Raw genomic sequence first — 13,313 nt, forward strand, 5'->3', positions numbered from 1 at the left:
AGCTTACTTCGGCGCGTACATCGACGCGTAACGGGCCCCGAAGTACAGGATGAACCCATAGCACGCGGCCGGCAGCAGGAACGAGATCTGCACGCCCAGGCTATCGGCCAGCGCGCCCTGCGCGAAGGGCACCAGGGCGCCGCCGACGATGGCCATGCACAGGATGCCGGAACCCTGGCCCGTGTGCTTGCCCAGGCCGTGCAGCGCCATGCTGAAGATCGTCGGGAACATGATCGAGTTGCACAGACCAACCGCCAGGATCGCCCACATCGCGATATCGCCCTGCGCGAACGTGCCGATCAGCACCAGCACGATTGCCGCCACCGAGTTGAACGCCAGCGTCTTGCCGGGGCTGACCACGCGCATCACGGCAAAGCCGATGAAGCGCCCCACCATCGCGCCGCCCCAGTAGATGCTGACGTAATGGGCGGCGTCGGCATGCGCGAGGCCAGCGATCTGCGGCTCGCCGATGAAGTTGATCAGGAAGCTGCCGATGCTCACTTCGGCGCCCACGTACAGGAAGATGCCGATCGCCCCCAGCACCAGGTGGCGGTGCGCCAGCACCGAGCCACCTGCTGCCACCGGCGCGCCATCGTCATCGGCGGCGATGATCGTTGGCAGCTTCGCGGCCAGGAACATCACGGCCAATACGACCAGCAGGCCAGCCAGCATCAGGTACGGCCCGCGCACGCTGGCCGCTTCCGCAGCCGCATCGGTCCCCGCCACGGCGGCAGCACCCGCCGCCGACAGGATCAACACCCCGCCCACGGCTGGCCCGATCGTGGTACCCAGCGAATTGAACGCCTGCGTCAGCGTCAGGCGGCTCGACGCCGTACGCGCCGGCCCCAGTACCGCCACGTAGGGATTGGCCGCGACCTGCAGCACCGTGATGCCCGAGGCCAGCACGAACAGCGCCAGCAGGAACATGCCGTAGCCACCGGAAGCGGCCGGATAGAACAGCGTGCAGCCGCCGGCGGCCACCAGCAGGCCCGTCACGGCGCCCTTCTGGTAACCGATGCGGCGAATCAGCGCGCCGGCCGGCAGCGAGACGATCGCATACGCGCCGAAGAAGCAGAACTGCACCAGCATCGCCTGCACATACGTCAGCGTGTACACCGCCTTCAGGTGAGGGATCAGCACGTCGTTGAGCGACGTGATCAGGCCCCACATGAAGAACAGGATGGTGACGATGACGAGCGCCCCCGTGTTACTGCCTTGTTGCGTCCCGGGGGGGCCGTCCTGCCGCGCGACTGGTGCCGCGCCTGTTGCCATATTGGCCATGCTGTCTCCTGATGATTGTTATTGTGGTCGGGGTGCTTAGCGGGCCATGCCGGCGGGTGGACGTGGCAGGTCGCGGGCACGCGTGCCCCAGCCCTGCGCATCCGGCTGCGGCGCCAGCTGGTACTTCAGCGCGCCGCCCGACTGCAGTTGCTCCCAGTCGAGCCAGACGCGTTCGACCGCGCGGCCACCGTAATTGACCGACTTGACGAAGCCGCGCTGGCCCGGCTTGGCGCCCGCCGCGTCGATGCGCAGCGTGCGGCCCTGGCCCAGGTCGATCTCGGCGCCGGCAAAGCGCGGCGCGTGCAGCAGGAAGCGGCCGCTGCCCGGCATGTCCGGATAGATGCCCAGTGCGCTGAACAGGTACCAGGCCGACATCGTGCCCAGGTCATCGTTGCCCGTCACGCCGCCCGGCCCATTCGTGAACAGCGTTTCGGCAGCGCGCAGCACGGTCGTCGTCTTCCACGGCTGGCCCATCAGCGTGTACATCCACGGTGCGTGCAGGTCCGGCTCGTTGTTTGGGTTGTAGCGGAACTGGGCGTAGTAGCTGTACGGCCCCACCACCCACGACTTGCGCACGGCGTTCGGGTCGGCCAGCACGGCGTCGTAGTCGAAGAACTGGTCGAGGCGCCCCAGCGCAGGTGCCTGGCCGCCCATCGCTGCCGCCAGGCCCGGTACGTCCTGCGGCGCCAGCCACTGGTACTGCCACGCCGTGCCTTCATGGAAGCCATGGTCGCCGCGCGGATCGAACCCGCTGCCGACATCGGCAAACCAGCTGCCGTCGATCAGGCGTGGGCGCGGGAAGCCGCGCTGGCCGGTCGGTTCGTCGACCGCATTCGCGTCCCAGACGGTTTTCCAGTTCAGCGCACGCTGCGCCAACACACTGGCATCGTCCTCGTGGCCGAGTGCCTTGGCCATCTCGGCCAGCGCGCCATCGGCCAGCGCGTATTCGAGCGTCGCCGAAGCGCCGTGGTGCGGGTCGGTGTCCATCCCTTTCGACACAAAACTGCGGTCGTACTGCACAAAACCCTGCTTCATGTAGTTCGGATTGCCCGAGCGGCCTTGCGGACGGATGCCGTGGGCCGGCACGCCAAATGCATTCTCGCGCAGCGCCGTGTAGGCCTGCGTTTCGCGGCCCTTGAGCGCGCCGAAGCGCCACAGATCGACGAGGAACGGCGTGACCGGATCGCCCGTCATGATATTGGTCTCGAAGTTCGCGTAACCCCAGCGTGGCAGCCAGCCGCCCTGGTCGCGGATCGCCAGCACCGAAGTCGCGATATCGCGCGCGCGCTCGGGCCGGATCAGTGCCAGCAACTGGTTCTGCGCGCGGTAGGTGTCCCACAGCGAGAAGAATTCGTAGTAGGTCCAGTCCTTCGCGGTATGGATCGCATCGTCGTAGCCGCGATAGCGGCCGTCGGCGTCGTTGCCCGTCAGCGGCTGCAGCAGTGCGTGGTACAGCGCCGTGTAGAACACGGTGCGGTCGTCCTTGCTGCCGCCCTTGATGCGCACGCTCTTGAGTTCCCGCTGCCAGGTGGCCTGCGCCTTGGTTTTCATCGCATCGAAGGTCAAGGCTTTGTCGCCGGCCTTGCCGTCGGCCGCGAGGTTGATGCGCGCGCCTTCGGCGTCGACGTGCGAGATCGCGCTGACGGCGGTAACGGCCTGGCCGTTTTTCAGGTCAAAGGTCAGCCACACGCCATGCGGCTTGGCCTCGCCCTGCTGGCTCGGGCCGGCGGCGCCAGGCCAGCCGCCACGATCGTCCCAGACGCCCTTGGCGGCGATCGGCTGGTCGAACTCCATGCGGAACCAGGTCGTGTACTTGGCGCCGCCGCAGAAACTGCGGGTGACGATCTTGCCTTCGACGGCGCGCTCGCCGACGACCTGCACTTCGCTGCCGATGACGCCATGGCGCTCGTTGGCCTGGGCGACGTTGAGCAGCACGTGGCCGGTCTTGGTGCCCGGCGCATAGGTGTAGCGTTCGGCGGCGGCGCGGGTCAGCGCGGTCGCTTCGGCCGTGATGCCGCCGTAGCTGGTCAGCTTGACCTTGTAGTAGCCGGCCTGGCCCACTTCGCCGTCATGCGTGTAGTCGGCGGCGTAGCGCTTGTGGTCGAACGTGCCTTTCTTGGCGGTGTCGAAATCCCCGCCCGGGCCGATGGTGCCGGTGACCGGCAGCACTGACAGCTGCCCGCCCTGCTCCCAGCAGCCGGCGCCGGACAGGAACGAGTGGCCGAAACCACGGATCCGCTTGTCGCTGTAGCGGTAGCCGGCGTAGTGGTCGGCGATCGGGCTGACCTGGATCATGCCGAACGGCGCGGAGGCGCCAGGGAAGGTATTGCCTTCATCCTGGGTGCCGATGAACGTGTTGACCGGCATGCTGTCGGCCGCCAGCGCGACCTGTGCGCCCAGTGGCAGCAGGCAGGCCAGCACCAGCGTGGGAACACTGAAACGGGTACGGAAATGCGGCATCACGATGCTTCTCCTTCGAGCAGTTCGAACAGTTGGTGCATGGCCGCCGGTGGCGGTGGGGTGGCGCCAGCCTGCAGGCAGGCAGCGGAGCCGGCCGCCAGGGCGGCGTGCAGGTGCGCCTGCAAGCGGCGCTGCGGATGGCGTGCAAGGCTGTGCAACAGGCCAGCGGCGCTGGCGTCGCCCGCGCCCACGGTATCCACGACCGCCACTTTCGGCGCCAGCGCGTGGCAGCGCTCGTCGCCATGGAACAGGCTCGCGCCCTGACCGCCGCGCGTGAGGAGGCAATAGGCTGCGGGGTTGAATGCCCGCAGGCGCGCCAGTGCATCGTCCAGCCCCAGGCCGGGGAACAGGCCGCGCAGGTCGTCGTCCGATACCTTGATCAAGTCGGCCAGGGATGCCATCGCTTCGAGCGTCGGCGTGTAGCGTGCATCCATCAGGTTGCGGTAGTTCGGATCAAAACTGATCGACACGCCGCGCTCCTTCAGCGTGCGCGCCAGCGCCACCAGCGTGGCGGCCAGCGGTTCACGCGCCAGGCTGATGCCGCCGAAGTGGGCCCAGCGCAGGCCGTCGAAGGCGCCGGCCGGCAGCGCCGCCGGATCGAAATGCAGGTCGGCGCTGTCGTCGCCGATGAAGAAGTAGCGCGGCGGCTCGCCGCCTTCAACCACGGCCAGCAGCGGCGCGCGGTCCACGCGCTGCAGCAGGCGCATATCAAGGCCGGCCGTTTCGCTGGCGGCCCACAGCGCGTCGCCAAAACGGTCGCGGCTGATCGCGCCGGCAAACGCCGTCGGCTCGCCCAGCACCGCCAGCGCGCGCGCCACGTTCCAGGTGGACCCGCCCACGCGGCTGACCCAGCGCTCGTCGCCCTGGTGGATCATGTCGGTCAGCGCTTCGCCAGCGCACAGCATGAACGGCGCATCAACCATGGTGGCGTCCTTTCATCGCGGCGACGATGTCGTAGACGGCGCCCATCGTGTGGTAATCGACCTTGCCCGCCGGGCTTTTCTCGTCACTGAGCTTGCGGTTCTCGCGGTCCAGGATGCGGTACCAGGCGCCGTGCTCGTGGTCGACGAAGTGGCTCCAGCTGTACTGCCAGAGCCGTTCGTACCAGGTCCAGTAGGCGTCGTTGCCGGTGCGCGTGGCCAGGAGCGCCGCTGCGGCGGCGCTTTCGGCCTGCACCCAGAAGTACTTGTGGCTGTCGCAGACGGTCAGGTCAGGCGCGAGCGAATAGGCCACGCCGCCGAACTCGTTGTCCCAGCCCTTCTCCACCGCCACCTTGAACAGGCGCTCGGCGGTCGGCAGCAGCCAGCTCAGGTCATCCGTCAGAACGCCCGGGGCGCGTGCTTCGAGCTGCACCAGCAGCTTGGCCCATTCGGTGAAGTGGCCCGGCTGGTAGCCCCACGGGCGGAACAGGTTTTCCGGGTCGTCGATGTTGAACTTCCAGTCCGGCTGCCACTGTTCGTCGTAGTGTTCCCAGACTAGGCCACCGCAGCGCGCAGCCTGGCGCTGCGTGATGTTGCTGGCCACCAGATAGGCGCGCTCGAGGTAGCGTGCTTCGCCCGTGGCTTGATGGGCCGCCAGCAGTGCTTCGACCGCGTGCATGTTCGCGTTCTGGCCGCGGTACGTCGACAGCGTGCTCCAGTCATGGCTCGCCTCGTCGGCGTAGAGGCCATCGGCCGCGTTCCAGAAGCGCGCTTCCATCAGGTCGAACGTCTCGCCGATCCAGGCGCGGGTCTCTTCCAGCCCCGCCATCGTCGCGTGCGAATACGCGAGCAGCACGAAGGCCTGGCCGTAGGCATGCTGGGTGCCATCTTCAACGTCGCGTCCGTCAAGCATCCAGGCGTAGCCGCTGCCGTCGGGTGCGCGGTGCGCGTCGCGCAGGAAGCGCACTGCGTGCTGCAGGCCGTCCAGGTAAGCCGGATCGCCGAACTGGCGGTACGCCATCGCGTAGGTGAACACGAAGCGCGTGCTGCTCACCAGGTGGCGGTGGCGCGGGTCGTAGACGGCGCCGTCATCCTTGAAGTAATGGAACATGCCGCCGGCGGGATCGATCGCGCGCGGGTGGTAGAAGCGCATCGTGTGGCGTGCGTGGTCGAGCAGCTGGTCCGGGCTGCGAAAGTTCGGGAACGTGGTCATGGTGGGGGATGGTGGTTGTTCGCTAGTCGTCGTAGCTGCTCTCGCGCACGATCATCTCGACTGGCAGGGTTATCTGGGTGGCGTCCACGTCGCTCTGCTGGAGGCCGGGCTGTTGCGGGTTAGTGTGTTGAATCTCTGGTTTGGCGAGCAGCGCATCGACGCCGGTGCGACCCAGCGCTTCCTTGTCCACGCGCACAGTGCTCAGTGGCGGGATGGCGGCAGCCGCCGCGGCGATGTCGTCGAAGCCGACGATGGCGAGGTCGTAGGGAATCTTGAGTCCCTCGCCCAGGCAGTACTTCATCGCGACCAGCGCCGTGCTGTCGTTGTAGCAGAACAGTGCGTCGGGCCGCTTCGGCAGCGCCAGCAGGCTGCGCATCGCCTCGATGACGCCGTCGTCGCCCTCGCCCATCGTCGGCACGCTCACTTCGAGGTTCGGATCGGCATGCATCTTCGCGTCGAACAGCGCCTGGCGAAAGCCGCGGTTGCGCTGCCCGATACTGTAGTGAGCCAGGGACCCCGACAGCATCGCGATGCGCTTGCGCCCGACGCGCAGCAGGTGCTGCGTGGCGAGGTAGCCGCCGCTGATATTGTCCGGATTGATCGACGTGAAACCGCGCCGGTGCATGTCGACCAGCACCATCGGCTTGCCGGTCTGCTGCAGGGCGGTGAGGATTTCCGGCTCAAAAAAGCCGGCGCACAGGATCGCGTCGGGCTGGTGCAGGCGGATCTGTTCGAGCACCGGCTCGGCCGGTCCGACGACGATCAGCGACAGCGCGATCCCCTCGCGCCGGCACGCTTCTTCGGCCCCGTGCAGCACGGGCGTGAAGAAGGGGCTGGACGTGAGGGTGTTGTGCTGGCTGTGCAGCAGGAACGCGATGCGGCGGATCCGGCCTTTCTTGAGCAGCGAAAAGTCGTAACCCAGCCGCAGCGCCGCATCGCGCACGGCCGTGCGCGTGGCCTCCGTCATGCCGCCCTGGTTCTTCAGCGCGCGCGAGACGGTGCCAATGGACAGCCCGGTGGCGCTGGCGATGTGGCGCAGCGTGACCTGGCTCACGGCCGCATCGCCGGCATGCCGGGCATCGTGATCATGGACATGATCGGTCTCCAATCGTTGGTTTAATAAACGCCTCTATGGGCGTTTTTTGCGTCGTCCGAAAAAGCATCCGGTGAGCGTCGTTCCAGTGTGTTTTATAACAGCCGCTCCTCCGAGGCGTCAACGCAGGCAGACTGAACTGCCCGTGTTTTAGCGCGTTTTAGTAAACAAGCAGCGCCCCAGAGTGCAGTGTGTTTACCGTGCCTCGAGCAGCTCCACTTCGGCCAGCTCGAACGCCCCTTCTTGTGCAAACCGCAAGCGGTACGCCTTGTACACGCCTGGCTTGGCAATACCGAATGGGCGCAGCTGACGTTCCCAGGCAAAGACTTCGTTCTCGCGCGTGTCGAGTGCGACCCAGCCACCCTTGGCGTCGCGCCCTTCCAGCGTCCACGACACCTTGCCCAGCGGCGCCTTGCCGCCGGTGAGCGTGTAGTGGCTGATGCGCGCGCTCTTTGCCAGCGTGATACCGAGGTTCGCCGCTGCCGGCACCTCAACGGCCGTTGCCGCGTCGTCGTCGGTCAGCGGTGCCGGGGCACGCTTGCTGTCTAGGGTCAACGTGGCGCCCTTGCTGCGGTCGACCAGGCCTGCAGGCCGTTTGCCGGCTGGCGTCAGCGACGCCGGCAAGGCACCGGCGCCAGTGCCCCAGGTCGATGGCGTGCTGCCCATCGTGAATTCCAGCGTCGCGCCGCCGGCGATGTCGTCGTGGCGGATCCATGGCTTGGTCCATGGCTTGCCATTGACGGTGAGCGACTGCACGTAGACGTTCTCCGGGCTGTTGTTATGCGCGATCACGGACAGCGTGCGGCCGTTTTCCAGACGCACGTCGGTGCGCGCGAACGCCGGCGAGCCGATCACGTATTCGGGAGATCCCATCCGCAGCGGATACAGGCCCATCATCGCAAACGTGTACCAGGCCGACATCTCGCCATTGTCTTCGTCGCCCGCATAGCCCTGCCCGATCTCGCTGCCCAGGTACAGGCGCGCCAGGATGTCGCGCGTGATCTTCTGCGTCTTCGCAGGCTGGCCGGCCGCCGCGTACATCCATGGGATGTGGTGCGACGGCTGGTTGCTGTGGGCGTACATCCCCATGCGCACGTCGCGCGCTTCGGTCATTTCGTGGATCACCTGGCGGTAGCTTCCCGAGAACGCTGCCTGCGCCGTTTCGGGCGTGGCGAAGAAGGTGTCGAGACGCTTGCCCAGCGCCGCGCGCCCGCCCATCAGGCTGGCCAGGCCTTCGGCGTCGTGTGGCACGGTGAACGCGAAGTTCCAGGCATTGGCTTCCGTGTAGTCGCCACCCCAGCGGCGCGGGTCGAACGCCTTGGCCGGTTCACGCCATGCGCCCTTGCCGTCGCGGCCGCGGAAGAACCCCGTGGCCGGGTCATACAGGTGGACGTAGTCGGTGGCGCGCGCGCCGAAGTAGGCGGCTTCCTCGCGGTAGCGGCGACCGCGCGACGTGTCGCCCTCCCCACTGGCCAGCGCGGTGGCCATCTGCGCCAGGCCGAAGTCGTTCAGTGCACCTTCGAGCGTCCACGACATGCCTTCATGGACCGACGCATCGGCATAGCCGCGATACATCGACTTGCCCAAGCCCTTGCGCCCGACGTTCGACACGGGCGGCACGACGGTCGCGTTCTTCAGCGCCGCCTCGTAGGCCTGGTGCGCATCGAAGCCGCGTACGCCCTTGAGCCAGGCATCGGCGAAAGCGACATCGGAACTGGTGCCGACCATCAGGTCAGCGTAGCCGGGCGACGACCAGCGCGCCACCCAGCCGCCATCGCGGTACTGCTGCAGGAAGCCGTCGACCATCTCGCCGGCGCGGGTCGGCGCCAGCAGCGCGTACGCCGGCCAGGTGGTGCGGAAGGTGTCCCAGAAGCCGTTGTTGACATACACCTTGCCAGCGACGACCGGCGCCGAGGTCTTGTCATCGTCGCCCCCGGTCTTGGCCTGCGACCAGCCGCTCTGGTCGGCGTGGCGCCAGTCGGGCTGCTGCGCGCTGCCGACGTTTTCGTGGCCGACGTTCGGGTACAGGAACAGGCGGTACAGGTTCGAGTAGACCGTCGTCAGCTGGTCGTCGCTGGCGCCGTCGACCTTCACCCGGCCCAGTTCCTTGTCCCACGCCGCCTGCGCGCGCTCGCGAACGGTGTCGAAACCGGCGTCGCCGATTTCCAGCGCGAGGTTTTTCTGCGCCTGCTCGACCGAGATCAGCGAGGTCGCGATGCGCATGCGCACTTCGCCGCCGTCGGCGTTGAACTTGATGTAGCCGGTCGGGCGGCCCGTCTCCAGTGGGCCGCTGGCCTGCCAGCGCTGGTCGAAGCGGGCGAACACGAACATGCGTGTCGCGCCGTTCGACAGGCCGCTGCGCGTGTCGGTGTAGCCGCGCAGCGTCTGCGTGGCCGCGTCCAGGCGCAGGCCGCCGCGTGCATCGACGTTATCGAACAGCAGGTTGGCGTCGCCCCCTTGCGGGAAGCGGAAGCGGAAGATCGCCGCCCGCTCGCTCGGTGCGATCTCGGCGCGGATGCCGTTGTCGAAGTCCACGCGGTACGTGTGCGCACGCGCGACTTCGTTCTCGTGCGAGAACGACAGTGCGCGGCGCTTGCGGTCGGGATCGGGCTGGCCGGTCGCGTTCGACGGCATGATCTGGAAGGTCTGGCGGTCGCCCATCCAGGGGCTTGGCTGGTGGCTCAGCGACAGCGCCTGCAGGCGCGGCCGGTTGTTCTCGTCGTTCTGCTCGTTCCAGCGATACAGCCAGCTCAGGGTGCTGGCGTCGGTGGCCGGCGTCCAGAAGTTGAAACCGTGCGGCATCGCCGTGGCCGGGATATTGTTCCCGCGCGAGAAGGTGCCGTTGGCTTGCGTGCCGCGCGTCGTCAGCACGTGGTCGGTCAATCGCTTGATGCCGCCCTGGACCTGCTCGCCGATGACGATATCATCGAGCCAGCCGCTGGCGCCGGCGGCGGTAGTAGGCTGCAGCGCCAGCTCAATTGACTTGATGCGTCGCCCCGCCAGGCTGCCCAGGCGCACCGACTTGTGCGCCCACTGCTGCGGATACAGCGTGTTCGACCTGGCCTGCGCCGCCGCGTCGATGCGCACGCCGTGGTTGTCGCGCAGGTCCAGGCTCGAGATGCGGCGGCCGTCGTCCAGCACCAGATCCAGCGCCACACCGGTCGAGGTGGCGATGTCGCCGTCGACGATCTCGGGCAGCACGTTCCATGACAGGACCGTGTCGGCCTTGATTGCCAGATCGACCGCGAACAGCGACAGGCGCCCGCCCTTGCCGTCCGCGCGATATTGCAGCGCGCGCAAACCGGTGTAGCCGGTCTTCGCCTTGGCCGCATACGGCTTGTCGGGGCCACTACCCGGCGTGACCCGGATGCCTTCGCCTATGCCGGTGGCAGGAACGGGTTCGTTCGCTTCGAACGACGTGGCAAAACCGTTTGCAGTGCGGAGTTCGGCGGCATTGGCCATGCTGGCCAGCAGCATGGCCACGGCGGCGCCGATGGTATGGGTCTTGTTCATGGGGTGATCTTCCAGGAAGTTGGGTTGGTCGCGCGCATGGCATCACGCAGCGAACGGGCATGGAGGGCGGCGCGCAGCACGCTGTCGCTGGCGGTGGACGTTACGTGCACGGTGACGGGTTCACCCGGCAGCACGGTCAGGGCATTGTCGTGGAACTGCGCATCGACGTCGCCGGCATCGAGCCAGACGCCGCGTGCCAGTGTCGCTGCCGTGATCACGATGCGGTAGCCGTCACCGTCCCGGCGCACGGTCGTATGCAGGCCGGGATCGCGCCAGGCGACGTCCTTCGCCGGCACGAAGTAGACGACGCCGGTCGATGCCGGCTCGCCCTCCACCTGCAGCGTGAACACGGCAACGGTCGATGCGGGATCGGCGCCGGCCAGCAGGTCGGCGTCAGCATACGCGCCCACGTCGCGCGCCGACAGCGGCGCGATATCAATGGTCTGGCTTGTTTCACGCAGCACGGTTCCATCGAGCGACATCACGCGCGTGCGGAGCGTCCCCTGCACGGCATGCGTGCGGTCGTTGAGCAGGCTGACGCGCGTAGCGCCGCGGGCATCGCGCAATGCCGCGACGGCGACCGGCGCAAAGAAGCGGCGCGCATGAAACTGCAGCGCCTTTGGCCGGCCGAACCAGTCGATGCTCGACCACGACGCGCCCGGCCACACATCGTTGAGCTGCCAGTACAGGGAACCCATCGTATGCGGGCGGCTGCGGCGATGGTGCAGCGCGGCCAGCTCGATGCCGTCGGCCTGCATCACCTGGCTCAGATAGGCAAACGCCGGGAAATCGACCGGCTCGCCGAACTGCTCCTGCACGTACTTCATCAGGCGCTCATTGCCCTTGCCGGCCATGAATTTCTGATGCGCTTCGATGACGGGCGTGGCCACGCCCTGTTCGGCGCGCGTGGCGAACGCGTCGATCGTGCGCTGCACGGGCCAGGCCTGCAGCCCGTACTCGGACATGAAGCGCGGCGTGATGTCGAGGTAGTTCGAGACCGGATGCGCCGGATTGCCCCACACTTCCCAGTAGTGCATGTCGCCACTGCCTGGGGTGTTGGCGGTTTCCTGCAAATCGTTGCCGGGCGAGCTCGACCAGTAGCCGATGCCGCCGGCTTCTTCTGCCACCACGCGGCGCAGGTCGACACCGAACAGCGCGACATACCCGTCCCAGACCTGGCTGGCAAACACCGGATCGGCGCGCTCGAGCGTCTTGCGGTGACCCCAGTTTTTCCAGGCGATCTCCTGCTCGTTGTTACCGCACCAGAGCACGACGCTCGGACGGTTGCGCAGGCGCCGCACCTGGTCGCGCGCCTCGTGGACGACGTTCGCGCGAAACGCCGGATCGTACGCCGGCTGCATCCCGCCGCCGAACATGAAATCCTGCCAGACCATCAGGCCCAGTTCATCGGCCAGATCATAGAAATCTTCGTCCTCGTAATAGCCGCCGCCCCAGCTGCGCAGCATGTTCATGTTGGCGTCGGCGGCCGACTGCAGCACGCGCCGCAACCCCTCGCGGCGCACGCGCGGCTGGAACATGTCGAACGGGATCGTGTTGGCGCCCTTGGCGAACACGGGAATGCCATTGATGACGAAATAGAAGCCCTGGCCGGCGGCGTCATGGTCGCGCCGCAGTTCGACGCTGCGCAGGCCCGTGCGGGCAGCGTGCGTCGCAAGCGTGTTGTTGCCATCGCTGACCTCAAGCTGGTAGCGGTACAGCGGCTGTTTTCCATAGCCATTCGGGAACCAGCGCTGCGGGTCGTCGATCCGCACCGGCATGTCAATGCGGTTGGCGCCGGCGCGCAGATCGACGCGCCGCGTTGCGGCAAGCGTGCGCTGGCCGCCCGGCGCCGTCTGCCACAGCCGCAGCGTGAAGCGCCCGGCGTGCACCACGTCGAGCGAAGCGATGGCGGCGACATCGGCGCGCGCGGCGTCGACGCGGTCCTGGCGCAGTTGCAGGTCGTCGATGCGCACGACATCCCAGCTGTGCAGCACGACGGGTTTGCCGATGCCCGCGGTGACGTAGCGCGGGCCCCAGTCCCAGCCATAGTGATAGCCGGGTTTGCGCACGAAGTTCGCGCTCAGCACATCCTTGGGTTCATCGCCGTAAGGCGACGCGTAGTTGCCGGCGATCTTGTGCGGCATCGCGGCGACCTGCGGCAGCATCGTGTTGATCGGCGAACGGAACACGATGCGCAGGATGTTGCCGTGCTCGCGCAGCCGGCCCGCCACCGGCACGCGCCAGGTGCGAAACGCATTGTTCGCGTCGAGCAGCTTGACGCCGTTGAGCCAGACTTCGGCGAACGTGTCGAGCCCGGCGAACACCAGCTCGCTGCGCGCGCGTTGCAGCACGGCGCGCGGCACGTCGAAGGCGGTGCGGTATTCCCAGTCGGCCAGGCCGATCCACTGAAGGCCCGCTTCGGGCGCGCCGACATACGGATCGGGGATCAGGCCGTGGGCCAGCAGGTCGGTGTGCACGGTGCCCGGCACCGTGGCCGCGCGCCATGGCATGAGGTCGGGATGCGCCGCTTCGCGCGCGTCGCCCGGCAACAGGTGGAAGCGCCAGCCGCCGTCGATGACGAGCTTGTCGGATGGGTTGGCCAGGGCAAGGCATGCGCAAAAGAAAAGAAGCAGGCCGGCGCACAGCGCGCGCCAGCCGCCGCCGGCCGTCGAGATCGTGGTGATCCGGTCGTTCATGGCGTGATCCTGGAAAAGAGACACTGGTAGGGTGGACGGGTTTCCGTCCACGCGTTCAACGAACCCCGGGTTCGCCACAAAATCAGTCATAGTTGAACGCGTGGACGGCGTAGCCGTCCACCCTACGGGCGATGGTT

General features: G+C 67.4%; 7 protein-coding genes. All 7 read right to left on the reverse strand.

Features of this window, described 5'->3' with window-relative positions:
• Nucleotides 1-3 precede the first annotated feature (3 nt).
• Nucleotides 4-1,281 carry a sugar MFS transporter gene (locus tag AC56LW_RS02440; RefSeq protein WP_499631293.1) on the reverse strand — a complete coding sequence of 426 codons (1,278 nt, stop codon included), beginning with the start codon at nucleotides 1,279-1,281 and terminating at the stop codon, nucleotides 4-6.
• A gap of 36 nt (nucleotides 1,282-1,317) precedes the next feature.
• Nucleotides 1,318-3,741 (reverse strand): GH92 family glycosyl hydrolase, encoded by a 2,424-nt coding sequence (locus tag AC56LW_RS02445; protein WP_499632866.1) that lies wholly within the window; start codon nucleotides 3,739-3,741, stop codon nucleotides 1,318-1,320.
• Complete coding sequence (locus AC56LW_RS02450) at nucleotides 3,741-4,664, reverse strand: carbohydrate kinase family protein (protein ID WP_499631295.1); 924 nt, start codon at nucleotides 4,662-4,664, stop codon at nucleotides 3,741-3,743. The genes AC56LW_RS02445 and AC56LW_RS02450 overlap by 1 nt, the downstream gene beginning before the upstream one ends.
• Nucleotides 4,657-5,874, reverse strand: a complete 1,218-nt coding sequence (locus tag AC56LW_RS02455) for an AGE family epimerase/isomerase (protein ID WP_499631298.1) — start codon at nucleotides 5,872-5,874, stop codon at nucleotides 4,657-4,659. The genes AC56LW_RS02450 and AC56LW_RS02455 overlap by 8 nt, the downstream gene beginning before the upstream one ends.
• Nucleotides 5,875-5,896: 22 nt before the next feature.
• On the reverse strand, nucleotides 5,897-6,928 hold the full coding sequence (locus AC56LW_RS02460) for a LacI family DNA-binding transcriptional regulator (RefSeq protein WP_499632869.1): 1,032 nt from the start codon (nucleotides 6,926-6,928) through the stop codon (nucleotides 5,897-5,899).
• Nucleotides 6,929-7,162: 234 nt separating this feature from the next.
• Nucleotides 7,163-10,480 carry a GH92 family glycosyl hydrolase gene (locus AC56LW_RS02465; protein WP_499631301.1) on the reverse strand — a complete coding sequence of 1,106 codons (3,318 nt, stop codon included), beginning with the start codon at nucleotides 10,478-10,480 and terminating at the stop codon, nucleotides 7,163-7,165.
• Nucleotides 10,477-13,176, reverse strand: coding sequence for a beta-mannosidase (locus AC56LW_RS02470; RefSeq protein ID WP_499631304.1), 2,700 nt, complete (start codon nucleotides 13,174-13,176; stop codon nucleotides 10,477-10,479). Before AC56LW_RS02470 ends, AC56LW_RS02465 begins: the two co-directional genes overlap by 4 nt.
• Between the last annotated feature and the right edge of the window lie 137 nt (nucleotides 13,177-13,313).

The organism is Telluria sp. LT2P80 (assembly GCF_059685955.1).